Here is a 24,796-nt window from a genome sequence, read left to right as displayed (position 1 = left end):
GGTCCTCAAAATGCGGCTCGCGAACCACTCCCTCAGGCGGAGCGGCGGCGCACTTTGCTTCGGGACGCAGCCGTGCGGCGGCGGCTGACCTGTTTCCTTGCCGGTCTGCGGATCGCAGCCTCGATGATCTCCTCGAGGATGCCACCGCCCGAAACGGTCTTCCGGGTCCGACGCTTCGCCCGCCGCGTTGAGGCTTTCCTGGCGCCGGTCTTTTTCAGAATCTCCTTCAGCGCGCTGTCAACGATGCCGCTGACGAGCTCCTTGATCAGATCCGCCATACAGGCTCACTCCGGCGCGCTGGTCTGTAGGGCGAGCGCATGGAGTATGCCGCCCATATTGCCCTTTAGAGCGTTGTAGACCATCTGGTGCTGCTGCACGCGGGTCTTGCCACGAAACGCTTCGGCCACGACTTCGGCGGCATAGTGGTCGCCGTCACCGGCCAAATCGCGGATCGTGACCTTGGCGCCGGGGATCCCGGCCTTGATCATGTCTTCGATATCGCCTGGTGTCATGGGCATGACATGCCAACTCCCTTTGTTATTTTTCTGTGGCGGCGCTGCCACCGCTCGTGACTTCAAGGGAACCACGATTCAGGGGCGGAAGGCAAATCATGATTTGCCCCCTTCGAACCGCCAATCCCTCAATTGTCGGGAGCGAGATCGCCGCCCATGTAAGTGGGGAACCAGGCTTCATGGGCCGAGCGTAATTCCTCGACGGAGACCGCCTTCGCATCGCCGAGCTTCACCGTGTCGCCGCCGGTCGTGCCGATGTCCGGCAAGGTCACGCCAGCGTCTCTCGCCCGTGCGGCGACCGTCTCGAGCTTCCCGGGCGTAACGGTCACGACATAGCGGCCCTGGTCTTCCCCGTAGAAGGCCGCAATCGGATCGTGTCCAGCGGGCGCTTCAATCGTCGCGCCGATCCCGGAGGCCATCGCCATTTCCGCGACGGCAAGGGCCAGGCCACCCGAAGAGCAGTCATGCACGGCCGTGACCAGCCCGTCCGCAATCAGGCCGCGAACGAAGTCGCCAACCTTGCGCTCATGCGCCAGATCGACATGTGGCGCCGGGCCATCGGTGCGGCCGTGGATATCACGCATGTAGACCGACTGGGCGATATGGGTTCCCCAGCCTTCCGGCGCTCCGGCAACGAGGATCACCTCGTCGGCGGCTGCAAAGCGGATGCGTGCCATCTTTGCCCAATCGCCGATCAGGCCGACGCCGCCGATGGTCGGGGTCGGCAGAATCGCCTGACCGTTCGTCTCGTTGTAGAGCGACACGTTGCCGGAAACGATCGGAAAATCGAGAGCGCGGCAGGCTTCGCCGATGCCTTTGATCGCGTGCACGAACTGACTCATGATTTCCGGCCGCTCGGGGTTGCCAAAGTTCAGATTGTCCGTTGCAGCGAGCGGCAGCGCACCGGTTGCCGTGAGGTTGCGCCAGCACTCGGCGACGGCCTGCTTGCCGCCTTCGAAAGGATCGGCCTCGACATAGCGCGGCGTGACGTCGGAGGAGAAGGCGAGCGCCTTCGTCGCATGGCCGTCGACGCGGACCACTCCGGCGTCGCCGCCCGGCAGTTGCAGCGAATTGCCCTGGATCAGCGTATCGTATTGCTCGTAGACCCAGCGGCGCGAGGAGTTGTTGGCAGAACCCGCCAGCTTCAGAAGCGCTTCGGCGACATCGGTCTCGGGAATGTCGTTGGTGGCAAGCGGCGAGGGGCTCTTGGCCGGGCTCCAGGGGCGGTCATATTCCGGAGCCTCGTCGCCCAGGTCCTTGATCGGCAGGTTCGCCACTTCCTCGCCCTGATGCAGGATGCGGAAGCGCAGGTCGTCGGTCGTCTTGCCGACGATTGCGAAATCGAGGCCCCACTTGACGAAGATCGCCTTGGCTTCCTCTTCCTTTTCCGGGCGCAGCACCATCAGCATGCGCTCCTGGCTTTCGGAAAGCATCATTTCGTAGGCAGTCATGCGCTCCTCGCGCACCGGCACCTTGTCGAGGTCGAGTTCGATGCCGAGATCGCCCTTGGCGCCCATCTCGACGGCCGAGCAGGTGAGACCCGCCGCGCCCATGTCCTGGATCGCGATGACGGCGCCGGTCTGCATCAGTTCGAGGCAGGCCTCGAGCAGGCATTTCTCGGTGAAGGGGTCGCCGACCTGCACGGTCGGGCGCTTCTCCTCGATCGACTCGTCGAATTCGGCCGACGCCATGGTCGCGCCGCCGACGCCGTCGCGGCCCGTCTTGGCGCCGAGATAGACGACGGGGAGGCCGACACCTTCCGCCTTCGAATAGAAGATCGCATCGCTCTTCGCGAGGCCGGCCGCAAAGGCGTTGACGAGGATGTTGCCATTATAGCGCGCGTCGAACTCAACCTCGCCGCCGACGGTCGGCACCCCGAAGGAATTTCCGTAGCCGCCGACACCGGCAACGACCCCGGAAACAAGGTGGCGGGTCTTCGGATGATCCGGTGAGCCGAAGCGAAGCGCGTTCATGGCGGCGATCGGACGCGCGCCCATGGTGAAGACGTCGCGCAGGATGCCGCCGACGCCGGTCGCCGCGCCCTGGTACGGCTCGATATAGGAAGGATGGTTGTGGCTCTCCATCTTGAAGACGACGCAGTCGCCGTCATCGATATCGACGACGCCGGCGTTCTCGCCGGGCCCCTGAATGACGCGCGGACCCTTGGTCGGAAGCGTCCTGAGCCATTTTTTCGAGGACTTGTACGAGCAGTGCTCGTTCCACATCGCCGAGAAAATGCCGAGCTCGGTGAAGGTCGGTTCGCGCCCGATGAGATTCAGAATGCGCTCGTATTCGTCGGGCTTCAGCCCATGCGAGGCGATGAGGTCCGGGGTGATGGGGCGGGTGTTGGAAATCGTCATCGTCGACCGTCAATCCTTCGGGCGGCCCGCACCCCTTCCGACAGGGACACGGCGCGTGCGAACCGCAACAGACACACTGCATGTTTCCTTAATCGTAGCCGATGCAAGGACAAAACAGGCAGCAACTCAAAGTGCTACAGCACCTTCGCGCGTCTGATAAGACGCCCGGCGCTGTGGGGGCGCTTTGCGGCTTATTAGCCTAAGCTGCGTCATGGCGCGACAGAAAAATACCGCAGATCAACAGGTGGCCGGTCGACGCACTGCTGGCCGGAAACTCCGTCGTTCCCGCTGTTAGAACTTGTAGCCGAGCATCAGGCCCGCACGGGTCAGACCGTCGTTGGGCCCGTTGCAAAGATTGGCATTCGAGGAGTGTTCCACGGTTGCCGAAAGGTTCCAGTGGTCGTCGAAACGAAAGCCGGCGGCGGCATACTCGCGAAACATCAGCCGGCAGCCGAGCTTCGGTCCGCTCGCTCCATCGTCGTTGAGGTCGCCGTCGTGGACCGTCGCGCCCGCGCCCAGTTCGACGAAGAAGCGTTCGGTGATATCGGCATCCCAGCTGAAGCCGCCATAGATCTGGTTGACGCCGTTCGACGCGGTCGCGATCGAGGCTCCGGCGTGCACCCGTGGCCGCAGGACCTTTTCGACAAAGCCGCCGGCATTGTCCGCACCAAATGGGTCAAAAAAGACCGTGACGGACGGGAAGACGCCGTCTTCCTGATTGTCGCCGTCGCCGATGGAGGTCGTGGCACCGAAACGCAGTTCATCGAAAATTGGCTCTTCCGCATGGACGGAGGTCGCTAAAGCGCATCCGAGCAGTACCGAGATAGCCGTAGAGCGAACGACTCGATCCCGACTCCCAAGCCAAGTTGAAGAGAGCATGCAAAATCCTCGGAAAGACGAATCGACTCACGCAGAATGCGAAGAACTATAGACCGTCGTCGCTTGCGCGAAACCTGTCTTCCAGGGATTCAATCGAAGCTGTCGTAGCCGGTCCGGCCGCTGTCGAGCAGGCGTCTTAGGATGTGGAATCCCGCTTCCACGTCGGCGCGCTTGGCCGGCGAGGAGAAGCCGATACGGATGCGGTGGAAGACGCGATCGGCCCGGCCAGCCTTGAATTCGTCCTCGTCATCGATCAGCACGCCTTCCTGGAGTGCCGCCTGCTTGAAGGTTCCCGACAGCCACGGCTCCGGCAGCTTCAGCCAGAGGAAGGGCACCTTGGGATGGGAGTTGAACTCGAAGCCGGCGAAGATTTCCCGCGCCATGGCGACGCGCTCGCCGATTTCCTCGACGCCGCGACCGCGCAATGAAGATGCGGCCCCCGAAAGGACCAGCCGCGCGCAAAGCTCGGCAAGGAGGAAGGGGAGGCCGCCGCTGATCATCTTGTGGGCGATGCGGATGCGCTGGCTGAAATGCGGCGGACAGGCCACCCAGCCGCCGCGCACACCGGCGGCGACGGACTTCGACAGGCCGCCGACGAGGAAGGTCCGCTCTGGCGCGAGTTCGGCAAGCAGCGGAATGGGGTCACCGGTCATCGAACCGTAGAGATTGTCCTCGACCAGCCAGACGCCGTATTTCCTGGCGATCTCAGCGACCGCCTGGCGCCGCTCGAACGGCATGATTGCTACCGTTGGGTTCTGCGCACTGGGCATCAGGAATGCGAGCTTCGGATGCTGCTGGGCACAGACGCGCTCGAAATCCTCCGGTATCAAGCCGAACTCGTCGCTTGCCATCAACGTGATTCGGCGCCCGATCAGCCCGGCGCTGCGGCTCACCTGCGAATAGGTGAGGGTCTCGAAGGCGATGCGGTCGCCTGGCGAGGTGACGGCAGAAATAACTGCGATGACCGCGGCGTGCGCGCCGAGCGTCGGCACGATGCATTCCGGTGCGGGCCGGAAACGACCGCTCGCCAGCCACTGCGCGCCCGCTTCGAACCAATGATCCGGAAAATTCCGGGCATAGCTTGCGATGTCCGCGTGGTGCTCCCGGCTAATGTCGCCGAGCAATCTCGCCAGTATGTCACCCTGACCGATGTCCGGCGCCGCCGTACTGTCGAAGCGCAGCTTGCCGGGCGGTGCGACGATCGGCCGGGTACCGGCAAGCGAGGTGGTGAGCGGATCGGCCTGTTCGGGCGGTCTGCTCTCCGGATGATCGAGCACATAGGTGCCGCGGCCGACCTCACCACTGACGAGACCGCGCTCCCGCACGATATTGTATGCCCGGCCAATCGTGCCGATCGTCACCCCGATATCGAAGGCGAGGTTGCGTTGCGGCGGCAGCTTGGTGCCGACGGGCAGCGCCCCATTGCCGATCGCCTGCTCGATCTGGTCGGCGATCCGCGCGTAAAGCGGGCCGTGTCCCTGCTGTATGTCGGGAAGCCAAGTAGTTGTCATGGTGACAATTATCTATATTGCCACGATTGCCCTGTCAATTATTACAACAAGACAAGACTTAAACGGCACACAGGTCAATGCAATGAGTACAATTGATACAATCCGATTGTCACCGCAAAGGACCAAGAACTCCGCGTTTCGGGCTTCGCCTGGTGACGAGAATATTCTGGCTCGGCTCTGGCGTGCCTATTGCACTTTAGCCGCCAAGAGGCGCAGCCGTCTGGAGCTTGGCGATTTGAGCGTCGACCAGCTCAAGGATATCGGCGTCACCGAGGCGGAGGCCCGGCGAGAGGCCGCCATTCCGTTCTGGCGTTAGCCACCCGGCACACAGCGAAGGCTAGGCGGGGACGCGGGAGATTTGTCTAAGTTAACCACAGCCTTGGCCGCCGGCGGCCCAGCGCCGGACGTCCGACGCAATCCGTGTGCCCACCGGCTCGCTGAGAAGCGGGCCGAAAGCCTGCAGGCGGGCAGGGTGCCCTTCGGCCTCGATGACGGCGAGGGGGCGCGACTCGGGCGACTTGCGTGGCACGATCAGGATGCGCGGGCGGCCCGAGAAGGAGTTGAGTTCCGGCGCAAGACGATAGGCCTTGAAGGCCGCGTCGCCCGACTTGAACCAGCAGCCATTGGCGCCAAGCGCGATGCGCTCCATCGTCGGCAAAGCGGCGGAACTCGCGGGCGGGGAGGCCGGGGGATTGGATTGACAGCCGGCGACGAGCAGGAGGCTTGCGGCAGCGCAGCCAAGAGCGTTGAAATGTCTGCGGTTCATGGATGGCATAGGCGGCCTCGGACACGGGGGACGATCGATGCCGCCATCTAGCAGCGATAAGGTTAAGCAGCGATTACATCGAGCGCCGAGGCGAAGATGCCGCGACCGTCCGAGCCGCCATGGGCGACCTCGATGAGGTTTTCCGGATGCGGCATCATGCCAAGAACATTGCCCCTGTCGTTCATCACGCCGGCAATGTCGTTGATCGAGCCGTTCGGATTGGTGTCCTCGGTATAGCGGAAGACGACCTGGCCATTGCCCTCGACCGCCTTCAACGTTTCGGCGTCGGCGAAATAGTTGCCGTCGTGGTGCGCGACAGGGCTGCGGATCACCTGGCCCTCGGCATAGGCACGCGTGAAATCCGTATCGGCATTGACGACTTCGAGCTTCACCTCGCGGCAGACGAATTTCAGCGAGGCATTGCGCATCAGTGCGCCGGGCAGCAGACCCGCTTCGACGAGGATCTGGAAACCGTTGCAGACGCCGAGGACGCGCACGCCTTGCTCGGCCTTGGATTTGATTGCCTGCATCACCGGCATGCGTGCGGCAATCGCACCGCAGCGCAGGTAGTCACCGTAGGAAAAGCCGCCGGGAATGACGATCAGGTCGACATCCGGAATTTCCGTCTCGGTCTGCCATACGGTCACCGGAGCCTTGCCGGAGATCTTCGTGAGCGCCGCGATCATGTCGCGATCACGGTTGAGGCCTGGAAGCTGAACGACGGCTGACTTCATGGGCGTAGATACCTTGCCTTGGCCCCGCGGCCTCTGCGGCGTGAGGCGATTTTCAGTGCATTGCAGACGCCGGAGGACCGTACGGATGACTGTCCGTGCGAGGCCGCCGGCGCAAAATGCCCGCCCTCAGGCGAGGGAGATGCTGTAGTTTTCAATCACGGTGTTGGCGAGCAGCTTTTCGCACATGGCCTTGAGCTCTGCTTCGGCCTTGGCCTTGTCCGCTGTCTCGAGCTGCAGGTCGAACACCTTGCCCTGGCGGACCTGGCCGATGCCGTCGAAGCCAAGCGCCCCCAGCGCCCCCTCGATGGCCTTGCCCTGCGGATCCAAAACACCATTCTTCAGCGTCACGGTTACGCGTGCCTTGATCACTTGCTATCTCCGAAAATTACTTGACCAGCATCACTATTTGACGAGCACTGGGCCGGAACCGCGCGGCGGCTCGTTCTCGTTGATGATGCCGAGACGGCGGGCCACTTCCTGATAGGCCTCGACCAGCCCGCCCATGTCTCGGCGGAACCGATCCTTGTCCATCTTTTCCTTGGTTTCGACGTCCCACAGGCGGCAGCTGTCGGGCGAAATCTCATCGGCCAGGATGATGCGCATCATGTCGCCTTCGTAGAGGCGGCCGCACTCGATCTTAAAGTCGACGAGCTGGATGCCGACGCCGAGGAAAAGGCCGGAAAGGAAGTCGTTGATGCGGATGGCGAGCGCCATGATATCGTCGAGTTCCTGCGGGCTTGCCCAGCCGAAGGCGGTGATGTGCTCTTCCGACACCATCGGGTCGTCGAGCGCATCGGCCTTATAATAGAACTCGATGATCGAGCGCGGCAGCACCGTGCCTTCCTCGATGCCGAGACGCTTTGCGAGCGAGCCGGCGGCAACGTTGCGCACGACGATCTCGAGCGGAATGATCTCCACTTCCTTGATCAGTTGCTCGCGCATGTTGAGTCGGCGAATGAAGTGAGTCGGAATGCCGATCTTGTTCAGATGGGTGAAGATGTACTCGGAAATCCGGTTGTTGAGCACGCCCTTGCCGTCGATGACGTCATGTTTCTTCTTGTTGAAGGCGGTCGCATCATCCTTGAAGAACTGGATCAGCGTGCCCGGTTCCGGGCCCTCATAAAGGATCTTGGCCTTGCCCTCGTAGATACGGCGGCGACGATTCATGGACTTGTCTCTGTGGTTGTTGGCGCTCTTGGGTCGCGCATTTGGAATTTTCTCAGCGGGTCCATATCTGAAAAGAACGCATTTCACAATCGGCGTATCTTTCAGTCCCCCGAATTAGATTAGGGTATCATGAAAGTCACCAAAGACGAAAAAGCACGTAGCTCTTTCACCCGCGCACTGGATTGTGCGAGAATGCTCGCTAGGAACTTCAGGGAGACCGATTGATGACGACGATGCAGGATCGCGAGAAGGCCTTCGAGGCGAAGTTTGCGCTGGACGAAGAGTTGAGGTTCAAGGCCTTGGCACGGCGCAACAGGCAGCTCGGCCTTTGGGCCGCAGGTCTCCTGAATAAGTCGGACCCGGAAGCCTATGCCCGGGACGTCATTGCCGCCGATTTCGAGGAAGCGGGCCACGAAGATGTCGTGCGCAAGATCAAGGCTGACTTCGATGCGGCCGGAGTGCCTCAGTCGGAAGGCGAGATCCGCGTTCGTATGCTGGAATTTCTGGCGCAGGCGATCGAGCAAGTCCAGAACAGCTAGGCTCCTGCCACTCGACGCTGAGACGATCGAGCACCTCGAGCGGCGCGCTGAGGGAGGAAGCAAGCGCCGCGACAACGTTGCGCTCGCGTGCCTCCGCTGCAACAGAGAACGTGGCGCGATGGATTGGTTGACATACACGACCTGGCGGCGAGGTGAGTTTTTCGAGATTCTCTGGCGATTTCTGAGTTGCCTATGGCCGGCGCGAGCACAACTTGCGCCTACACAAGCAGCGCGCCGGCCCGCCGTACTCTTTTTGTCTCGCGCGGCGTCTATCGCCAGTAACTCCGCCCGTTGTCGACTGACGATCGGCCCAAAACATAACCGATCGCGAAGGCGAGGCCGACTGTGAGCGCCAAGCCAGTTGCGGTGTATGGGTGATCCGCGGCCCCGACCACCACAGCGTTTGCTTCGCGGCTCACTGCGTCGGTGGCTGTCTTCGCTACCTTTCGGACACCAGTGGGCGGTTCGGTCGGCGTCCCGGTGAAGCCGGCGCTCAGTTCGTCGTTGGCCATGTTGTTTCTCCTGTTGAGAAAGGAGGAACCGACAACGGGCGGGGAGGTTCCGGATATCAGCACACCGACCCCGCACGCCGCATTGCTCGCAGCAGGTCAACCTCAAGAGCAGCCGTTCATCCGCAGTTCAGCCTCCCTGGCGCACTCTGATAGCCACCGAGGAGGATACCATGATGAGTAAGCTCTTATCGGCCCTCACAGCCACAATTCTGGCCGCGTCTTTTGCCTTGCCGCTAAGCGCCGCACCCATTTTCGTGCCGAAACCCGCGCAAGTGCAGGCTGACGCCGTCGAGCAAGTCAATCACCGACGTCACCGCCATTGGCGCGCGGAACGTCACTGGAATAGACGTTACGCGCGCCGTTCTTGCCGATATTACGGTCACTGCTACCCTCGCCATTACGGGTACTCCAACTACCGCCACTATCACCGCTACCACCGGCGATCGGGCGTCACCATCTACTTTAACTTCTAGCGGCTGTACGCGCTGGCGCTTGCCGTGTCCGTATTCGGGCGATTTTTATCGGTCTGCTAAATTGAAGTGCAACATTCCTTTGAGACAGACAGATTGGTTGGTCGGCCGCGACGCAACGAATATGCTGGCCGACGACGCGGCGGGCTGCTTTGTACCGGTTTGGGCACCGCAACAGCGAACATGTTGCTAGGCTTAGAGCCGCAATCGAAGCCTTGATAGCCGCCGGAGATCTCGTCTTGGTTCCGTGGATCTTGCGCAAACATCTCTTCGCTCACGGCCCAGCAAAACACTCTCCTGCGAGAGGAAACGAGGTGTTCGATCGGCAGGAAACCCAAGCCTTGCTCTCCCGCGAGCTACCTCGGTATCGAGATGCGGTGCTGGACGGCGCACGGCGGTCAGGCGGTTGCCAAACGTGGAAGCGATTTGCGTGATTTCAAACACGGATCGCTGAGACGGCGAATTGCGCACCGCGCTCACGGCGCAGCTCGACTTTCTGGAGGCACTCTCAACGTTGGCAGCTTTGTTTATGCCGCCAGGCTACAGAGCAAAGCGAACCTCGCTCGATGAACTCTTTGATGCTTGTATTGTGCACACAACGATCCGACGTCTGGCAGGTGCAAGGCCTGAGGACCCTTGGGTCGCCACGAGGCTCCAACGCCTTGAGGCTACTCTTGAGGACAACGAGGGTGACTTTGATGAAGTTTAGTAAGCACGGAGCATTCTGTTATCGTTGCTCGCCGATACCCTATCCCGCAGCGCCTCAAGCTTGCGCACGGTTTCGTAAGAGGTCGCGCGGAGTTGCCCTGCTCAATCCTATAAATATCCCTCGATATCCCCGCCTCGCGCGCTATCGCCGCCGGTCCTAAACCGTGCCGGCGGATTTCGCCGATCATCCCGGCTATCTGCTCGGCTGTCGGCGGTTCGCGGGTCATGGCCGTGGGCTCATGTTGCCGAGCTTGCCGTTGAGCGCTGGCCCGGCAATCGGTTGGCGGCTCGCTGTGATCCTTCCCCTTCATGGCGGGGGCGATAATGCGCCTTGTACTCGATTTGAGAAATGGGGCAGGGGAGGCAAAAATGAGGAAATGGCGGAGGAGGTGGGATTCGAACCCACGGTACGCTTTCACGCACGCCGGTTTTCAAGACCGGTGCCTTAAACCGCTCGGCCACTCCTCCGGGCAGCGCGTTATTGCCCGAAGCAGGAAGCCTTTGCAAGATTTAGGATGCGCGGCGGCATGATTTTATTGGACTGCGCAGGGGTGGCATTGGCCGGCGTGCCGCTTCGGCGCTTTACTCTTTATAAACCATAACGCGAGATTTGCATCGCGTCTTCGCCATCCAATTCGCAATTTCGCCTTGTTGTTGTCATGATTACTCGATTGTTCTTTTTTGGAACATCGAAATGTCCGCGGGGGCTCGTGCGGATTGTTTCGAGTGCGGCTTTGCGAATGATCTTGTGGGACAGATGACTTCCGATAGAAAAGCGGCATACCTTGCGGGGGGAATACGGCTCGCAGCCGTTCCATTACTGTGCGCGGCACTTGCCGCTTGCGGATCGGCATCCAGTGTCAAGACGACTAAGTCGCGAAGCACGGAGTACTTCGCCGAATCCGTCTATGGGGTCAAAGCCAGCCCCCGGGTCGCCACCGGCCGCAACATCCCCAAGGGCGGCGGCCGCTATCAGGTGGGCAAAGCCTATCAGGTCAAGGGCAGATGGTATCAGCCGAAAGAGGATTTCGGCTATAACAAGACCGGTGTCGCGTCCTGGTACGGGTCGGCCTTTCACGGTCGCATGACCGCTAACGGCGAAGTCTACGACAAGTATCACCTCTCGGCCGCGCACCCGACTTTCCCGCTGCCGAGCTATGCCCGCGTCACCAATATGGAGAACGGCACTTCGGTTATCGTGCGTGTCAATGATCGCGGTCCCTATGAATACGGCCGGATCATCGATGTATCGTCGAAGACGGCGGACATGCTCGACATCAAGCGCAAGGGAAGTGCCAAGGTCCGCGTTCAATATGTCGGCCGGGCACCTCTCGAGGGCAACGACATGCCTTATCTTATGGCGTCCTATGTCACCAAAGGCGATCGCAGCCCGGGTGTGAGGCCGGAAGGACAGATCGCGACGGGTGTCATGGTCGCATCGAACGAGCCGTTGCGCAATCAGGTGCAAGACCTCGGCACCGTCACTGTCCCAGCCAAATCGCGGCTCGACACGGGAGTCCCGGTGAATGCCCTTGCCGCGCCGGCGCAAGGCTTTCCGACGCCGCGTTCGATGACCGAGTTCGTGCTGCTGCCGGAGATCGGGCCGATCCCGACCGAGAGACCGGAATTGATCCCGCTGCCGGACGGCACCTTGGCCTATGCTGCGGCCTATGTCGAAGTGCGGGTCAGCGACAAGGCCTCGCCGTTCGAAGCGATCATGGTCGACCCCAATCCGCTGACGCCCGAGTCGATCCTTGCCTATGCAAAGCGGCAGCAAGGCGCCATTTGATCCTGTTGACGCCGGTTGAACGGGGGTGTCTGCGCTGCTATGCCCGTGTAGAAACCGGAGTTTCTCATGCGCATGAAGTGGTTCGCGATCGTGGGCATCCTGGCCGCGATTGCTCAGGGGGAGGCGGCGGCGCAAACGCCGGCCTTCGATACGAAGGCGAAGCAGATCTATCTCATCGACGCGGAAACCGGGACCGTGCTCTTTGCCCGCGGCGAAGATGAGCCCGTACCGCCCGCCTCGCTTGCCAAGCTGATGGCCATGGAGGTGGTCTTCGAGGCTCTGGACAAAGGGGAACTGACGCCCGAGACGGTTTTCCCGGTCTCCGAACATGCCTGGCGCACGGGCGGCGCGCCCTCCGGCACGTCCACAATGTTTGCTGCTATCAAATCCCAGATCCGCGTTGCGGACCTCGTTCAAGGTGCAATCGTTCACTTGGCGAATGACGCCTGCATCATCCTCGCCGAGGGCCTGGCCGGCAGCGAGGCTGCCTTCGCCGAGCGGATGACGGCACGTGCGCGCGAACTTGGTATGCCGGTTGCGACCTTCAAGAACGCAACCGGCCTCCCGGATCCGGGAAACAGGATCACGATGCGCGAACTCGTGGCGCTATCGCGCCATCTGCGCGAGGCGCATACGGATTTCTATCGCCTCTACGCGCAGCCGGAATTCGAATGGAACAAGATCCTGCAGCGCAACAAGAACCCGTTGATTGCCGCCAATGTCGGTGTCGACGGGCTGGCGACGGGGTTTGCGGAGGGCTTCGGCTTCTCGCTTGCCGCATCGATGCAGCGCGGCGACCGCCGGGTCTATCTGGCGATGGGCGGCCTCGAAACCGACAAGGAGCGGACGGAAGAAAGTCGCCGGGTACTCGACTGGGCGATGACGAACTTCGAGAAAAGGCGCATTTTCTCCAATGGCGAAACGATCGGCGAAGCGAGCGTCTATGGCGGCGCAGCGTCTCGTGTCTCGCTGGTTGCCGCCGGCCCGGTCGATTTGCTGCTTCCGGTCAACAATCCGGAACGGCTGACGGCGAGGATCGTCTATAAATGGCCACTGGCAGCGCCGGTGGCGGCCGGTCAGCAAGTGGGCGTCGTCAAACTCTGGAACGGCGACAAGCTGCTGAGGGAAGTTCCGGTCAAAACGGCCGAGGCGGTAGAACCCGGCACGCTCACTAGCCGTGCGCTCGATGCGCTTCAGGAACTCCTGTTCTTCTGGCTGTGACAAATGCGGCGCTTGGCGGTTCCTTCCGTCAGATCAATCGGCTAAACAGAACCGATATGCACGCCGATCTGGAAGAACTTGTGTCGCCAACAAAGGGTTTGTTCGTAACATTCGAGGGTGGAGAAGGGGCGGGAAAGTCGACCCAGATGCGCCTTCTTGCCGATTCGCTCAGTGCCCGAGGCTATGACGTGCTGACCACCCGGGAGCCCGGTGGCTCCATCGGCGCGGAGGCGGTTCGACACGTCCTGCTGTCAGGCGCGGCGGAGCCCTTCGGCATTCGCATGGAAGCGATTCTCTTCGCGGCGGCGCGCAGCGATCATGTCGAGCAAGTCATCCGGCCCGCCTTGCAGCAGGGAAGGATCGTCCTTTGCGATCGCTTCATGGATTCCTCCCGCGTCTACCAGGGGGTCACCGGCAATCTCGAGCCGGGCTTCGTCGAAACGCTCGAGCGCGTCGCCGTCAACGGCGTCACTCCCGATCGGACGATCATCTTCGACCTGCCGGCAGAGGTCGGGCTCGAACGCGCCCGGCGCCGTTCCGCCAATGAGGGGCCTGACCGGTTCGAGAAGGAGCAGCTGGAGACGCACGAGAAACGCCGGGAGGCCTTCCTGGATATTGCCGAGGCCGATCCGGAACGGTGCCGTGTCGTCGACGCGACGCGTCCGCCGGAAGTGATCGCCGCAGAAGTGCTGAGGCACGTGGAAGCGCTGCTGCCGGACGATGGCGAACCGCAACCGTCCAGGGTGGAAGCGGCGTCATGACGATGGAACGTCCCGGCGTGCTCGAAGGGGCAGTCGCTCCCGTCGAAAACAGCAAGCTTTTCGGCCATCGGGATGCCGAAGCCTTTCTGGCGCAGAGCTACAGGTCCGGCAAGGGTCACCATGCGATCCTCATCGAGGGTCCGGAAGGCATTGGAAAGGCGACGCTCGCCTTCCGATTCGCCAACCATGTGCTCAGCCATCCGGAACCTGCGCAGGCGCCGGAGCACCTCGCAGACCCCGTTCCGACTTCGATCGTCACGCGCCAGCTTGCCTCCGGCGCGTCGCACAACCTGTTGCATCTGACGCGCCCCGTCGATGAGAAGACGGGCAGGGCGAAAGGGGCAATTACTGTGGACGAGGTCCGGCGCGCCGGAAAGTTCTTCGGGCAGACATCGGGAACGGGGAACTGGCGCATCGTCATCATCGACCCTGCCGACGACCTCAACCGCAATGCGGCCAACGCCATTCTGAAGATTCTCGAGGAACCGCCGCGCCGCTCGCTCTTCCTGGTGCTGACGCACGCGCCGGGCAAGCTGCTGCCGACGATCCGTTCGCGTTGTCTGCCGCTGCGGCTGAAGCCGCTCGAGGCCGACTCCATGCGCCTGGCGCTCACCCATCTGGGATTCGAAATGACGGGTCCGAACGCCGATGCGATCGTTGCCGCGGCGAGCGGCAGCGTTTCGGAGGCGCTGAAGCTGATCAACTATGGCGGCGTCGATATCGCCGCCGCCTTCGAGGACGTCATTAGAGGGCAGGGGCCAGCTGTCCGCAAGCAGATGCACAAGCTTGCCGATATCCTTTCGGCGAAGGATGGCGAAACGATCTACGACTTCTTCTCGTCGCTCCTCATGGGGCGTGTGATGCGACTGGCGCGCGAGGCGGCGATTGCCGGCGACATCGGCCGCGCCGAGCGCTTTGCAAGGCTCTCCAGCAGTTTTACCGAGCGCCTGAATTTAAGCGACGCGTACAATCTCGATCGCAAGCAGACGATCCTGTCACTGCTCGATGATCTGAAGGACGCCTTATAGGGCCGGCCTGAATTTCCACTTCCGCTCGATCGCCGCGGCAAGGTCGATACCGTTGTTGTGCGCAAAGAGCAGGACGTGGCCGAGGAGATCGGCTGTTTCATCCGCAAGCGACCGGCGCAGTTCCTCGATCGGCGCGCCGCGCTTTCGGCCGCGACCGCTCGCTTTGTTCCATGCCTGTGTGAGCTCACCCAGCTCTTCCTGCAGCTTCAGAATGTACCAATCCGGATCGCGAATGATCGCGTGCTCGGCCGCATAGGCGGCCGAAGCCTTCTCGAATTTGTCCTTGAGGTCGCTTAGCACGGCATTTCCCCTTTTTCCGTGTTTCTGTTTTGTTCCTGATGGCCGCAGATGTCAACGTCCGCGGAAGAAAGCGGCACACTTGTCGGTGAGGCTTTTTCTGGCGCGGCGGTTCCCTACCTAAAGGCGATGCGCTAATAGCAGCGGTAGTTTCCGATCCGAGGTAAGTCGAAGTCCGCCATGAGAGACACGTCCCCGTTTTACATCACCACCGCGATTTCCTATCCCAACGGCAAACCGCATATCGGTCATGCCTATGAGTTGATCGCGACGGATGCCATGGCGCGCTATCAGAGGCTGGACGGGCGCGAGGTCTTCTTCCTGACCGGCACGGACGAACACGGCCAGAAGATGCAGCAGACGGCGCGGAAGGAAGGCATCTCGCCGCAGGAGCTCGCTGACCGCAACTCTGCCGAGTTCGAAAAGATGGCCGAGCTGCTTAACGCATCGAATGACGACTTCATCCGCACAACGGAGAAGCGACATCACGAGGCATCGCAGGCGATCTGGATCCGCATGGGCGAGGCGGGCGATCTCTACAAGGATTCCTATGCCGGTTGGTACTCCGTCCGCGACGAGGCCTACTACCAGGAAAAGGAGACGGAACTGCGCGGCGACGGCGTGCGCTACGGGCCTCAGGGAACGCCGGTCGAGTGGGTGGAGGAGGAAAGCTACTTCTTCCGCCTGTCGGCCTATCAGGAAAAGCTCCTGAAGCATTACGAGGAGAACCCGGATTTCATCGGCCCGGCCGAGCGGCGAAATGAGGTCATCTCCTTCGTCAAGTCGGGCCTGAAGGATCTGTCGGTCTCGCGCACGACGTTCGATTGGGGCATCCGTGTCCCGAACGATCCTTCCCATGTCATGTATGTCTGGGTGGATGCGCTGACGAACTATGTCACCGCGACGGGCTATCTGACCGATCCATCAGGGCCGCGAGCAAAGTTCTGGCCGGCAAATATCCACGTCATCGGCAAGGACATCATTCGCTTTCATGCCGTCTATTGGCCGGCCTTCCTGATGTCGGCCGGACTGCCGCTGCCGAAGCGCGTCTTCGCGCACGGCTTTCTGCTCAACAAGGGCGAGAAGATGTCGAAGTCGCTCGGCAACGTGGTCGATCCGTTCAACCTCGTCGAGCATTTCGGCCTCGATCAGATCCGCTATTTCTTCCTGCGGGAAGTCTCCTTCGGCCAGGACGGCAGCTACAGCGAGGAGGGGATCGCGACCCGAATCAACTCCGACCTCGCCAACGGGATCGGCAATCTGGCCAGCCGCTCGCTATCGATGATCGTTAAGAACTGCGACGGCCAGATCCCGGCGTGCGGAGCGCTGACGGAAGAGGATAGCGCAATGCTCGCTGCCGCTGACTCGCTACTCCAGGCGACGCGCGAGGAAATGGACAAACAGCTCATCCACCGCGCGCTTGCCGCGATCATCGCCGTCGTTTCCGAGACGGATCGCTATTTCGCGGGCCAGGAGCCCTGGGCGCTGAAGAAGACCGATCCGGAGCGTATGGCGACCGTCCTCTACGCAACGGCGGAGGTCGTGCGTCAGATCGCGATCCTTCTGCAACCCTTCATGCCGGACTCGGCCGGTAAGCTCTTGGACCTGCTGGCAGTTCCTGCGGAAAAGCGCAGTTTCGCCGAGCTCGGCGAGGCCGGCCGTCTGGTGCCCGGAACGCCGCTCGAGGCGCCGAAGCCGGTCTTCCCGCGTTACGTCGCGCCGGAAGCGTAAGCGAGAGCGAACCCATGCTGATCGACACGCATTGCCATCTGGATTTTCCGGACTTCGACGCTGAGCGCGACGCGATCATCGAGCGCGCCCGGCAGGCAGGCGTGACCCAGATGGTGACAATCTCGACCCGTGTGAAACGGTTCGAGACGATTTTGGCGATCGCCGAGGAATATGAGAACGTCTTCTGCTCGGTCGGCACGCATCCGCACAACGCCGACGAAGAACTGGACGTCACGACGGAGGATCTCGTCCGCCTGTCGGCGCATCCGAAGGTCGTTGCGATCGGTGAAGCGGGGCTCGATTATTTCTATGACAACGCGCCGCGCGATGCCCAGGCGGAAGGCTTGCGACGCCACATAACGGCGGCTCGTGAAACCGGCTTGCCGCTCGTCATTCACAGCCGGTCGGCGGACGACGACATGGCCGCGATCCTGACGGAGGAAGCCGGGAAGGGTGCCTTTCCTTTTCTTCTCCATTGCTTTTCGTCTGGAGCCGAACTGGCGCGTATCGGCGTCGAACTCGGCGGCTACGTCTCCTTTTCCGGAATTCTCACCTTTCCGAAGTCGCAGGAACTGAGGGACATCGCCAAAACGGTTCCACGCGATCGGCTGCTTGTCGAGACGGATGCGCCCTATCTGGCGCCGAAGCCTTTCCGCGGCAAGCGCAACGAGCCGGGCTATGTTGCGCACACGGCCGAAGTGCTCGCCGAAACGATCGGCGTCTCGAAGGAGGAGATCGCGGAGATCACCACGGAAAACGCCCTTCGGATCTTCGCTAAGATGCCGAGGCTTTGACATGGCGTTCCGGCGCGTCTTTACGATCCTGGGTTGCGGCTCGTCGCCCGGGGTGCCGCGCATCACTGGCGATTGGGGCGCCTGCGATCCGTCAAACCCGCGGAATCGTCGCTCGAGGGCCGCTCTGCTCGTGGAGCAAATCGCACCGGACGGCGGCAAGACGACCGTGGTCGTCGATACGGGGCCGGATTTCCGTACCCAGATGGTGGCGGCCAATGTCCGCCACATCGATGCCGTGCTTTATACCCACGCCCACGCGGACCATCTGCACGGGATCGACGACCTGCGCGGCTTCGTTATCGAGAATCGCAAGCGTGTGCCGATCTGGGCAGACGCCTTTACCATGGGGCGGATTCGCGACGGATTTCGGTACTGTCTGGAATCGCCGCCTGGAAGCGGCTATCCGCCGATCGTCGAGCCGCACGTCATGCCGGAAGATCTTCCACCGTTTACCGTTCAAGGCGCCGGCGGGCCGATTGCATTCCAGCCGTTGTTGCAGTTCCACGGCAATATCCATTCGCTCGGCTTCCGCATCGGCAATTTTGCCTATTGCAGCGACGTCAGCGACTTTCCGGCCGAAACCGTCGACAAGCTCAGTGGGCTCGATCTGCTTGTCCTCGACACGCTGCAGTACAAATTTCATCCAAGTCATCTGTCGCTGGTGCAGTCGCTTGGCTGGATCGAACGGTTGCAGCCGAAGCGCGCGGTGCTGACCCACATGCATGTGCCATTGGATTACGACGTTGTGCTCGACGAGACGCCGGAGCATGTCGAGCCGGCCTACGACATGATGCGGCTGGAGTTCGAGATCGATATGCCATCGGCGGAAGAAGCCTAAAGTCCGCTGACAGAATTTGCCTGCAAGATGTTGATTTAGATTGGGACATGCGGCCCCTAGCCACGTATTGCATGTTCCATAATCTATCTTATGCGATCTTGTTGTGTAGCGGCATTTTAGAGATGCGACATATGAGCCAGTTAGAGATGCGACAGTCGTCGCCTCTTGGGAGGCTGGTCAAACGTCAACGTTTGGAAGGAAGACTGGCGACGTGAAGCGTGGTTGAGACCATGAGCGTTCGGAGTCGTCATGTCTTGTTTGATCACCATGTCGCAGAAGGAATTGCATCGTCTTGAACTGATCCAGCGGATTCGCGGTGGTAGCCTGAGCGTCGTCCAGGCGGCCGAGTTGCTTCGTCTCAGTCGCAGTCAGGTGCATCGGCTGTTGCAGGCCTATGACCTGGTCGGCGCCGACGGTCTCGTCTCGAAGAAGCGCGGCCGGCCGAGCAACCGGTGCCACAGCGAGGATTTCCGCAACCTGGTGCTCGACCTGGTGCGTGAGCATTACGTGGATTTCGGACCGACGTTGGCCGCCGAGAAGCTGCTCGAACGCCACCGGATTTCCGTCAGCAAGGAGACGCTGCGTCAGTGGATGATGGAAGCCGGCATCTGGGTGTCGCGACGCGAGCGCAAGAAGCGGGTTTTCCAGCCGCGCGGCCGGCGCGATTGTTTCGGCGAACTGGTCCAGATCGATGGCTCGCTTCATTGGTGGTTCGAGAACCGCGGTCCCAAATGCGCCCTGCTCGTCTACATCGACGATGCCACCGGCAAGCTGTTGCACTTACGCTTTGCTGCCTCGGAGAGCACCTTCGACTATCTGCACGCGACGAAGGCCTACCTGCAGCAATGGGGCAAGCCGATCGCCTTCTACAGCGACAAGCATGGCATCTTCCGCACCACCCATGCTTCCAAGAAGGACAGAACCAGTGGCCTGACGCAGTTCGGCCGGGCCCTTTATGAACTCAACATCGACATCATCTGCGCCAATACCCCGCAGGCCAAAGGCCGCGTCGAGCGCGCCAACCAGACGCTGCAGGATCGCCTCGTCAAGGAACTGCGGCTGCGCGGCATCGACACGATCGCGGCGGCCAATGCCTATGCGCCGGCGTTCATGGCCGACTTCAATCGTCGCTTTGGCAAGGCGCCGCGCAATCCGAAGGACATGCATCGGCCGTTTGCCGCGCATGAGAACCTCGATGGCGCCATGTGCCGCAAGGAGATCCGCAAGCTGTCGCAGTCGCTGACGCTGCGCTATGACAAGGTGATGTTCATCCTCGATCCGACGGATTTCGCCACGGCGCTGGCCGGCCAGAAGGTCATTGTCTGCGACTATCCCGATGGTCGCCTCGAGATCACCCATGAGGGGACGTCCCTGCCCTACAGAACCTTCGACACGCTGCGCTCGGTGCACCGCTCCGAGGTGGTTGAGAACAAGCGCCTTGATGACATGCTGGCGCTGGTGGCCGGGATGCAGGCCGGACGAGAGCAACAGCGCAGCAAGGGCGGGCCGCGTCGCACCGGCCAGACGGACCATATGTTCGGCATTCGCGACGGCAGTCAGAGCAATGGCTACCAAAAGCGCGGCACGAAGCCTGGCCGCAAGACGGATTTTACCAAGGATCCGGTGGTCATCGCCCGACGCCAGCAAGCCCTTGCGCAGCTGAAAGCGGCGGAGTGATCGGGATGTCCAAGCTAAAGTTTATCTTGCAGCTGGAGCCATCCGCCGCCGACCGGGCTATGCAACCCTGACCAGCTCCACCCGGTCGGCGGCTTGCGCCTTCGTACTTGGTAAATATAGCAACTTGCAAACGCAGTACTAAGGAATAAGATGGTGTCGCATTTCTAAGTTGACTACTTTGTCTCATCTTTAAATAGCTGTGACATTGTGTGTAGCGGGGGTGCATTCTATTTCCAAGTGCGACATGCCAATAAAACAATGGCTTGTCCCTTGGAGTTTTTGTATGTCGCAGTGCTATTCGCAGCTCGCCCTTCCCGATCGCCGACGTTTGCATCAGCTCATGGAACGCAAGGTTCCTGTCGGTGAGATCGCCCGGCAACTCGGGCGCCATCGCTCGACGATCTACCGCGAGCTGAAGCGCAACACCTTTCATGATGCCGAGTTTCCCGAATACAGCGGCTATTACAGTGGCATCGCCAACGACCTCTCCAAGGAGCGTCGGCGACGTCTGCGCAAGCTCAGGCGCCACCCGCAGCTGCGTGAGCTGATTATCGATCGACTGAAGGCACTTTGGTCGCCGGAGCAGATCGCCGGCCGCCTGCTTGCCGACGGTGTGAGCGCGGTCCGTGTCTGCACCGAGACGATCTACCGCTTCATCTATTGCAAGGAAGATGATGCGCGGGAGCTTTATCAGCATCTGCCGGAAGGCCGCCGTAAGCGCCGCCCACGCCGCTCCCGCAAGCCCCGCGACGGCTCGATCCCGTTTGATTGCAGGATCAGCCAACGTCCTGATTTTATTGCCGATCGCTCGCAGTTCGGACATTGGGAAGGCGATCTCCTGATCTTCCGGCGCGACCTCGGTGAAGCCAATGTCACCTCGCTGGTCGAGCGCAAAAGCCGCTACACGGTGATGATCAAGAATGGCAGCCGCCACTCTCGGCCGCTCATCGACAAGATCGTCGATGCCTTCTCACCGCTACCCGCCTTTGCCCGGCAGGGCTTCACCTTCGACCGTGGTACCGAGTTTCGCGGTTTCAGGGCTTTGGAAGATGGGATCGGCGCCAAGAGCTGGTTCTGCGATCCAAATTCACCGTGGCAGAAAGGTGCGGTCGAGAACACCAATAAGCGCATCCGCCGCTTTGTGCCGAGCGATACGGACCTATCCGCTGTCAGCCAGCAGCAGCTTTTCGCCCTTGCCCACCATCTAAATTCGCTGCCCAGGAAGTGCCTGGCTATCGGACACCAGCCGAGGTGTTCATGGCGCATTTGCGCGAATGCGCGTAGTGCCCTACCCTTCACACGTCAATGTTGCACTTGGATTAGATTCCCCACGGCCCTTCGTTTCGTCGTTCGGCGACGGCCACCGAAAAATCGGTTAGGTATGCCTTCTTAATGTCGGCCGGAACCACCAGATCCTTCCGGTTGGTTGACATGCCTGCTGAAACGTATCTTTGGTTGACCTGTGCCGCCCTCGCGTTGGTAAAATCGGATTGCATCCAGATTCCATGATGGCGTTTGCCATTCTATCCGTTCCGCACCGTCTTCCTCGGCCAGCAAGCAGGCGCGCTCAAAGAGACGCTTTCCGATTCCCTGTCCGCGCGCCGTTTCGCGCACGAACAGGCAGTCGAGGTGAGCAAAGCGGCAAACGGTCCACAATGCATAGTCAAATGTCACTGCCGCATAGCCGATCAGACTTTTTCCATCTTCGGCTACGATAAGATGTGTAAGCGGCTTATCGGTACTAAGAATGGAGACAAGCCCCGCTTCGGTCACGCGCGCGGTCGCCCGCTCGAAGAGGGCATGTTGTCGGATCAAATCCAGCAACTGTGCGGCATCTTCCGGCAAAGCACCCCTTACTCGAGTCATGTGTTTTCGACCGTTTCAAGCCTGAAACCCTCATCGATCCACCCGGTGATGCCCCCGGCCATGATCTTGACTGGGCGCCCCAACTCAGCGAGACGCAAAGCACCACGTGCCGCACCGTTGCAATGTGGGCCGGCGCAATAGGTCACGAATATCGTATCCTCAGGCCAGACGCTCATCTTCGACCGGACGATCTTGCCGTGAGGAAGATTGATCGCGCCAGGCACATGGCCTTTGGCAAACATCGCTGGGCTACGCACATCGAGCAGTACGAAATCAGCACCCTTCTCCAGGGCCTCGTGTACGTCCCAGCAATCGGATTCAAAGGCAAATTCAGCGGCGAAGTGTTCGCGGGCGAGCGCGCTCGGTGCAGGCGGGACAGCTGTAACGGATGTGGTCATATCGGTCTCCTTTGTTCTCTCTGTCTACGATTTGCCGCCACGCTTGCAATTGGCGTGAATGACAATGTACGTAAAGATTATGCCAAACCTCACCGGACCACTCGTTGTCGCCCTTCTTTACGATGGCCTTTGCACCTTCGAATTCGGCATCGTCGCCGAAATCTTCGGGCTCTCTCGACCAGAAATGGGATCAGAATGGTATCGCTTTGCGAGTTGCGCGGTCGATGAAGGACCGATGCGCGCCCATGGCGGTTTGCTGATCGTGGCGGACCATGGACCAGAGGTCATCGAGCAAGCCGACATCGTTGTCGTTCCGGGTTGGAAGGGCGCCGACGTTCCCGTTCCAAAGACACTATGCCAGCAGCTTCGTGCCGCTCACATGCGCGGAGCCCGGCTCGCGTCAATATGTTCCGGCGCATTTGTTCTGGCCGCGACAGGTCTGCTTTCGGGTGGGACAGCAACGACGCACTGGCGCTACGCTGACAAGCTCCGCGAACATTATCCCGATATCGAGGTCGATGACGCGTCGCTCTATCGTGCGCATGATCGCATCCACACGTCAGCGGGTAGCGCGGCCGGGATCGACCTCCTGATCGAGATCGTCAGGCAGGATTTCGGGGCGGTTGCAGCGAACTCCGTCGCTAGACGTCTCGTGATGCCCGCGCACCGAACAGGGGGGCAGGCGCAGTTTCTTGAGCGTCCTGTTCCGATCCGGGAAGGGCTGGAAATCGCCCCGCTTCTGGACAGAATACGTGCCGATCTCACGAACAACTGGAGCGTCGAGCGAATGGCACATGAAACCCGGATGAGCACGCGAACATTTCTACGCCGGTTTTCTGAAGCCACGGGACAGACCCCAGGGGATTGGGTCGCCGCCGAACGCGTCAACGAAGCGAAGCGTTTGCTGTGCCAAGGCAACGCAAGAATGGAGGCGGTAGCGATGACAGTGGGTTTCGGAAGCTCTCATACGCTTCGGCATCACTTTCGAAAGAAAGTCGGTATTAGCCCAAGTGAATATCGCGCACGTTTTATGATCGAAGCGCCCGATAAACAGATCGCATCGGCTTAAGGTGTCATTTCGCCCCGTGCCGGAACCGACCCCCATGTGCTCGATCTGAGCACCCGCCAGGTGCGTCGTCTGCTGGATCGGATCAGAGCTGGCGGTGCGGATTTTTGCATGTCCGAGCGAAGATTATCGCTCAACACCTTCCATGATCGCGAGTTTCCGGAATACAGCGGCTATTACGGCGGCATCGCCGACGACATCAGCAAGGAGCGTCGAGGACGCTTACGAAAGCTCAGGCGCCACCCGCAGCTGCGCCACCGTGTGATCGATCGATTGGAGGCGCATCGATCTATACCCCAGCCGATCAGAGAGCCCCACTTACGCTAAGCCGTCGTCAACAGGTCTCCGACCTGAAGATGCGACGCCTTTGCCTTCGCAGCCTTCTCCCTCAGTGTAGCGGCAAGCAACTCCACGGCGATCTTCTGCACGGCTGCCTTCAGCCGATCCTCGACTTCGAAACCGCCCAGGATGCTTATATTCTCCTTTGGTTTAGCCTCGCTATACCCCTAGGCTCGTCAGAGCCTTATCGGGCCTCGGTTTGGGTGGGGATGCAGGTGTGTCATCTGATAGGCTCCATTCGGCTGGAAGCGATGATCACTATCGCCCGCTACGGAAGAACGACGCGTCACCGCGCGCAGCGGGCAATTGCAATGACGGTGCTGTTCGTCGTAACCATTCGGACCGCTTCATTTTAAAGGAGACGCAGCATGGACCGATTCACCGGCGGTTGCCTGTGCGGCAACGTCCGAATTGTGGCGTCGGGACTCCCATACCGGGTTGGCCTTTGTCACTGTCTCGACTGCCGCAAGCATCATGGCGCCCTTTTTCACGCTTCCGCGGTGTTCCCTCAGGATGCGGTGACGATCAATGGCGAAACACGCGACTACGCCGGGCGGTTTTTCTGTCCCCGCTGCGGCTCGACCATTTTCGCACGCACCGCAGACGAAATCGAAGTGAACCTCGGTTCCCTGGATGCCCCTGATCAACTGATGCCAACCTACGAAAGCTGGATCATCCGTCGCGAATCCTGGTTGCCGCCGTTTCCGCTCACGAGGCGATACGAACGCGATCGTGACGCCACGGGTCGCTTTGAGGAGTAGGTCGCACGAAAGGTGCGAAGGCGCCGTTACGAGTGACCGAGATGTAAGCCTTGTTCGACATCTCAAACCAGA

The 24,796-nt window shown here is 60.9% G+C and carries 27 protein-coding genes, 1 tRNA gene and 2 pseudogenes; 16 read left to right on the top strand and 14 right to left on the bottom strand.

Annotation, left to right across the window (positions count from 1 at the left end):
- Window positions 1–32 precede the first annotated feature (32 nt).
- From USDA257_RS19760 to USDA257_RS19740, 5 genes are all read right to left on the bottom strand, one after another.
- The gene (locus USDA257_RS19760; RefSeq protein ID WP_014764729.1) at window positions 33–278 is read right to left on the bottom strand and encodes a hypothetical protein; all 246 of its coding nucleotides are present in this window, start codon (window positions 276–278) and stop codon (window positions 33–35) included.
- Between the two features lie 6 nt (window positions 279–284).
- Window positions 285–518: a BolA/IbaG family iron-sulfur metabolism protein gene (locus tag USDA257_RS19755; protein WP_014328481.1), complete on the bottom strand. Its 234-nt coding sequence runs from the start codon at window positions 516–518 to the stop codon at window positions 285–287.
- 122 nt (window positions 519–640) lie between these two features.
- The gene (purL, locus tag USDA257_RS19750; RefSeq protein ID WP_014764728.1) at window positions 641–2,872 is read right to left on the bottom strand and encodes a phosphoribosylformylglycinamidine synthase subunit PurL; all 2,232 of its coding nucleotides are present in this window, start codon (window positions 2,870–2,872) and stop codon (window positions 641–643) included.
- A 291-nt stretch (window positions 2,873–3,163) separates the two neighbouring features.
- Window positions 3,164–3,751, bottom strand: coding sequence for an acyloxyacyl hydrolase (locus tag USDA257_RS19745; protein ID WP_014764727.1), 588 nt, complete (start codon window positions 3,749–3,751; stop codon window positions 3,164–3,166).
- A gap of 89 nt (window positions 3,752–3,840) precedes the next feature.
- Complete coding sequence (locus USDA257_RS19740) at window positions 3,841–5,262, bottom strand: aminotransferase-like domain-containing protein (RefSeq protein WP_014764726.1); 1,422 nt, start codon at window positions 5,260–5,262, stop codon at window positions 3,841–3,843.
- On the opposite strand from USDA257_RS19740, the gene USDA257_RS37400 reads away from it, so the two are divergent.
- Window positions 5,261–5,578, top strand: a complete 318-nt coding sequence (locus USDA257_RS37400) for a DUF1127 domain-containing protein (RefSeq protein WP_041414440.1) — start codon at window positions 5,261–5,263, stop codon at window positions 5,576–5,578. The genes USDA257_RS19740 and USDA257_RS37400 overlap by 2 nt on opposite strands.
- A gap of 51 nt (window positions 5,579–5,629) precedes the next feature.
- Here the strand turns inward: USDA257_RS37400 and USDA257_RS19730 are convergent, their stop codons facing one another.
- From USDA257_RS19730 to purC, 4 genes are all read right to left on the bottom strand, one after another.
- Window positions 5,630–6,037 carry a hypothetical protein gene (locus USDA257_RS19730; RefSeq protein ID WP_014764725.1) on the bottom strand — a complete coding sequence of 136 codons (408 nt, stop codon included), beginning with the start codon at window positions 6,035–6,037 and terminating at the stop codon, window positions 5,630–5,632.
- A 53-nt stretch (window positions 6,038–6,090) separates the two neighbouring features.
- On the bottom strand, window positions 6,091–6,762 hold the full coding sequence (gene purQ / locus USDA257_RS19725; protein ID WP_014764724.1) for a phosphoribosylformylglycinamidine synthase subunit PurQ: 672 nt from the start codon (window positions 6,760–6,762) through the stop codon (window positions 6,091–6,093).
- A gap of 126 nt (window positions 6,763–6,888) precedes the next feature.
- Window positions 6,889–7,131 carry a phosphoribosylformylglycinamidine synthase subunit PurS gene (purS, locus tag USDA257_RS19720; RefSeq protein ID WP_012708154.1) on the bottom strand — a complete coding sequence of 81 codons (243 nt, stop codon included), beginning with the start codon at window positions 7,129–7,131 and terminating at the stop codon, window positions 6,889–6,891.
- A 33-nt stretch (window positions 7,132–7,164) separates the two neighbouring features.
- Window positions 7,165–7,929, bottom strand: a complete 765-nt coding sequence (gene purC / locus USDA257_RS19715; RefSeq protein ID WP_012708153.1) for a phosphoribosylaminoimidazolesuccinocarboxamide synthase — start codon at window positions 7,927–7,929, stop codon at window positions 7,165–7,167.
- A 224-nt stretch (window positions 7,930–8,153) separates the two neighbouring features.
- Between purC and USDA257_RS19710 the strand changes: the two genes are divergently transcribed.
- On the top strand, window positions 8,154–8,468 hold the full coding sequence (locus USDA257_RS19710) for a DUF1476 domain-containing protein (protein ID WP_014764722.1): 315 nt from the start codon (window positions 8,154–8,156) through the stop codon (window positions 8,466–8,468).
- Entirely contained in the window at window positions 8,377–8,817 is a 441-nt protein-coding gene (locus tag USDA257_RS34355; protein ID WP_080605642.1) for an HNH endonuclease, read from the top strand. Before USDA257_RS19710 ends, USDA257_RS34355 begins: the two co-directional genes overlap by 92 nt.
- Here the strand turns inward: USDA257_RS34355 and USDA257_RS19700 are convergent.
- Window positions 8,738–8,980 (bottom strand): membrane protein, encoded by a 243-nt coding sequence (locus USDA257_RS19700; protein ID WP_041414439.1) that lies wholly within the window; start codon window positions 8,978–8,980, stop codon window positions 8,738–8,740. The two genes, USDA257_RS34355 and USDA257_RS19700, sit on opposite strands and share 80 nt — an antisense overlap.
- A gap of 173 nt (window positions 8,981–9,153) precedes the next feature.
- Between USDA257_RS19700 and USDA257_RS37985 the strand changes: the two genes are divergently transcribed.
- Window positions 9,154–9,453, top strand: a complete 300-nt coding sequence (locus tag USDA257_RS37985; RefSeq protein ID WP_080605820.1) for a hypothetical protein — start codon at window positions 9,154–9,156, stop codon at window positions 9,451–9,453.
- Window positions 9,454–10,536: 1,083 nt separating this feature from the next.
- Here USDA257_RS37985 and USDA257_RS19690 read toward each other — a convergent pair.
- Window positions 10,537–10,626 (bottom strand) — tRNA-Ser (locus USDA257_RS19690).
- Between the two features lie 289 nt (window positions 10,627–10,915).
- Here USDA257_RS19690 and USDA257_RS19685 point away from each other — a divergent pair.
- The 4 genes from USDA257_RS19685 to USDA257_RS19670 all read left to right on the top strand — a co-directional run bounded on the left by USDA257_RS19685 (window position 10,916) and on the right by USDA257_RS19670 (window position 14,957).
- A complete protein-coding gene (locus USDA257_RS19685; protein WP_041415450.1) occupies window positions 10,916–11,947 on the top strand; it encodes a septal ring lytic transglycosylase RlpA family protein in 1,032 nt (343 codons plus the stop codon).
- Between the two features lie 66 nt (window positions 11,948–12,013).
- A complete protein-coding gene (locus USDA257_RS19680; RefSeq protein ID WP_014764720.1) occupies window positions 12,014–13,168 on the top strand; it encodes a D-alanyl-D-alanine carboxypeptidase family protein in 1,155 nt (384 codons plus the stop codon).
- 56 nt (window positions 13,169–13,224) lie between these two features.
- Window positions 13,225–13,929 carry a dTMP kinase gene (tmk, locus tag USDA257_RS19675; RefSeq protein ID WP_014764719.1) on the top strand — a complete coding sequence of 235 codons (705 nt, stop codon included), beginning with the start codon at window positions 13,225–13,227 and terminating at the stop codon, window positions 13,927–13,929.
- Window positions 13,926–14,957: a DNA polymerase III subunit delta' gene (locus USDA257_RS19670; RefSeq protein ID WP_014764718.1), complete on the top strand. Its 1,032-nt coding sequence runs from the start codon at window positions 13,926–13,928 to the stop codon at window positions 14,955–14,957. The genes tmk and USDA257_RS19670 overlap by 4 nt, the downstream gene beginning before the upstream one ends.
- Here USDA257_RS19670 and USDA257_RS19665 read toward each other — a convergent pair.
- Window positions 14,952–15,257, bottom strand: a complete 306-nt coding sequence (locus USDA257_RS19665) for a MazG nucleotide pyrophosphohydrolase domain-containing protein (RefSeq protein WP_014764717.1) — start codon at window positions 15,255–15,257, stop codon at window positions 14,952–14,954. The genes USDA257_RS19670 and USDA257_RS19665 overlap by 6 nt on opposite strands.
- A gap of 177 nt (window positions 15,258–15,434) precedes the next feature.
- Here USDA257_RS19665 and metG point away from each other — a divergent pair, with 177 nt between their 5' ends.
- The 5 genes and pseudogenes from metG (at window position 15,435) to USDA257_RS19640 (ending at window position 21,578) form a co-directional block, all read left to right on the top strand.
- Complete coding sequence (gene metG / locus USDA257_RS19660; RefSeq protein WP_014764716.1) at window positions 15,435–16,985, top strand: methionine--tRNA ligase; 1,551 nt, start codon at window positions 15,435–15,437, stop codon at window positions 16,983–16,985.
- A gap of 14 nt (window positions 16,986–16,999) precedes the next feature.
- On the top strand, window positions 17,000–17,779 hold the full coding sequence (locus tag USDA257_RS19655; protein ID WP_014764715.1) for a TatD family hydrolase: 780 nt from the start codon (window positions 17,000–17,002) through the stop codon (window positions 17,777–17,779).
- Window position 17,780: 1 nt separating this feature from the next.
- Entirely contained in the window at window positions 17,781–18,617 is an 837-nt protein-coding gene (locus USDA257_RS19650; protein ID WP_014764714.1) for an MBL fold metallo-hydrolase, read from the top strand.
- Window positions 18,618–18,866: 249 nt separating this feature from the next.
- A complete protein-coding gene (locus tag USDA257_RS19645; RefSeq protein WP_014764713.1) occupies window positions 18,867–20,294 on the top strand; it encodes an ISNCY family transposase in 1,428 nt (475 codons plus the stop codon).
- A 283-nt stretch (window positions 20,295–20,577) separates the two neighbouring features.
- Window positions 20,578–21,578: pseudogene (locus USDA257_RS19640) on the top strand (IS30 family transposase).
- Window positions 21,579–21,683: 105 nt separating this feature from the next.
- Here USDA257_RS19640 and USDA257_RS19635 read toward each other — a convergent pair.
- Complete coding sequence (locus tag USDA257_RS19635) at window positions 21,684–22,118, bottom strand: GNAT family N-acetyltransferase (RefSeq protein WP_223843346.1); 435 nt, start codon at window positions 22,116–22,118, stop codon at window positions 21,684–21,686.
- Between the two features lie 38 nt (window positions 22,119–22,156).
- On the bottom strand, window positions 22,157–22,558 hold the full coding sequence (locus USDA257_RS19630; RefSeq protein ID WP_014764710.1) for a rhodanese-like domain-containing protein: 402 nt from the start codon (window positions 22,556–22,558) through the stop codon (window positions 22,157–22,159).
- Window positions 22,559–22,622: 64 nt separating this feature from the next.
- Between USDA257_RS19630 and ftrA the strand changes: the two genes are divergently transcribed.
- The 3 genes and pseudogenes from ftrA to USDA257_RS19615 all read left to right on the top strand — a co-directional run bounded on the left by ftrA (window position 22,623) and on the right by USDA257_RS19615 (window position 24,724).
- Window positions 22,623–23,627: a transcriptional regulator FtrA gene (gene ftrA, locus USDA257_RS19625; RefSeq protein ID WP_014764709.1), complete on the top strand. Its 1,005-nt coding sequence runs from the start codon at window positions 22,623–22,625 to the stop codon at window positions 23,625–23,627.
- Window positions 23,628–23,687: 60 nt separating this feature from the next.
- A pseudogene (locus USDA257_RS34345) lies at window positions 23,688–23,924 on the top strand (hypothetical protein); the annotation flags it as partial.
- Window positions 23,925–24,331: 407 nt separating this feature from the next.
- Window positions 24,332–24,724 carry a GFA family protein gene (locus USDA257_RS19615; RefSeq protein ID WP_014764706.1) on the top strand — a complete coding sequence of 131 codons (393 nt, stop codon included), beginning with the start codon at window positions 24,332–24,334 and terminating at the stop codon, window positions 24,722–24,724.
- Window positions 24,725–24,796 lie beyond the last annotated feature (72 nt).

The organism is Sinorhizobium fredii USDA 257, assembly GCF_000265205.3.
Taxonomy (GTDB): Bacteria; Pseudomonadota; Alphaproteobacteria; order Rhizobiales; family Rhizobiaceae; genus Sinorhizobium; species Sinorhizobium fredii_B.
Note: the sequence above shows the minus strand (reverse complement) of the source record. Positions and strands in the feature narration are given on the sequence as shown.

Bases quoted from the DNA above. Each gene is read 5' to 3' on its own strand.
- USDA257_RS19760 (WP_014764729.1), bottom strand. From the start codon at position 278: ATGGCGGATCTGATCAAGGAGCTCGTCAGCGGCATCGTTGACAGCGCG.
- USDA257_RS19755 (WP_014328481.1), bottom strand. From the start codon at position 518: ATGCCCATGACACCAGGCGATATCGAAGACATGATCAAGGCCGGGATC.
- purL (WP_014764728.1), bottom strand. From the start codon at position 2,872: ATGACGATTTCCAACACCCGCCCCATCACCCCGGACCTCATCGCCTCG.
- USDA257_RS19745 (WP_014764727.1), bottom strand. From the start codon at position 3,751: ATGCTCTCTTCAACTTGGCTTGGGAGTCGGGATCGAGTCGTTCGCTCT.
- USDA257_RS37400 (WP_041414440.1), top strand. From the start codon at position 5,261: ATGGTGACAATTATCTATATTGCCACGATTGCCCTGTCAATTATTACA.
- USDA257_RS19740 (WP_014764726.1), bottom strand. From the start codon at position 5,262: ATGACAACTACTTGGCTTCCCGACATACAGCAGGGACACGGCCCGCTT.
- USDA257_RS19730 (WP_014764725.1), bottom strand. From the start codon at position 6,037: ATGCCATCCATGAACCGCAGACATTTCAACGCTCTTGGCTGCGCTGCC.
- purQ (WP_014764724.1), bottom strand. From the start codon at position 6,762: ATGAAGTCAGCCGTCGTTCAGCTTCCAGGCCTCAACCGTGATCGCGAC.
- purC (WP_012708153.1), bottom strand. From the start codon at position 7,929: ATGAATCGTCGCCGCCGTATCTACGAGGGCAAGGCCAAGATCCTTTAT.
- USDA257_RS19710 (WP_014764722.1), top strand. From the start codon at position 8,154: ATGACGACGATGCAGGATCGCGAGAAGGCCTTCGAGGCGAAGTTTGCG.
- USDA257_RS34355 (WP_080605642.1), top strand. From the start codon at position 8,377: ATGCGGCCGGAGTGCCTCAGTCGGAAGGCGAGATCCGCGTTCGTATGC.
- USDA257_RS19700 (WP_041414439.1), bottom strand. From the start codon at position 8,980: ATGGCCAACGACGAACTGAGCGCCGGCTTCACCGGGACGCCGACCGAA.
- USDA257_RS37985 (WP_080605820.1), top strand. From the start codon at position 9,154: ATGAGTAAGCTCTTATCGGCCCTCACAGCCACAATTCTGGCCGCGTCT.
- USDA257_RS19685 (WP_041415450.1), top strand. From the start codon at position 10,916: ATGACTTCCGATAGAAAAGCGGCATACCTTGCGGGGGGAATACGGCTC.
- USDA257_RS19680 (WP_014764720.1), top strand. From the start codon at position 12,014: ATGCGCATGAAGTGGTTCGCGATCGTGGGCATCCTGGCCGCGATTGCT.
- tmk (WP_014764719.1), top strand. From the start codon at position 13,225: ATGCACGCCGATCTGGAAGAACTTGTGTCGCCAACAAAGGGTTTGTTC.
- USDA257_RS19670 (WP_014764718.1), top strand. From the start codon at position 13,926: ATGACGATGGAACGTCCCGGCGTGCTCGAAGGGGCAGTCGCTCCCGTC.
- metG (WP_014764716.1), top strand. From the start codon at position 15,435: ATGAGAGACACGTCCCCGTTTTACATCACCACCGCGATTTCCTATCCC.
- USDA257_RS19655 (WP_014764715.1), top strand. From the start codon at position 17,000: ATGCTGATCGACACGCATTGCCATCTGGATTTTCCGGACTTCGACGCT.
- USDA257_RS19650 (WP_014764714.1), top strand. From the start codon at position 17,781: ATGGCGTTCCGGCGCGTCTTTACGATCCTGGGTTGCGGCTCGTCGCCC.
- USDA257_RS19645 (WP_014764713.1), top strand. From the start codon at position 18,867: ATGTCTTGTTTGATCACCATGTCGCAGAAGGAATTGCATCGTCTTGAA.
- USDA257_RS19630 (WP_014764710.1), bottom strand. From the start codon at position 22,558: ATGACCACATCCGTTACAGCTGTCCCGCCTGCACCGAGCGCGCTCGCC.
- ftrA (WP_014764709.1), top strand. From the start codon at position 22,623: ATGTACGTAAAGATTATGCCAAACCTCACCGGACCACTCGTTGTCGCC.
- USDA257_RS19615 (WP_014764706.1), top strand. From the start codon at position 24,332: ATGGACCGATTCACCGGCGGTTGCCTGTGCGGCAACGTCCGAATTGTG.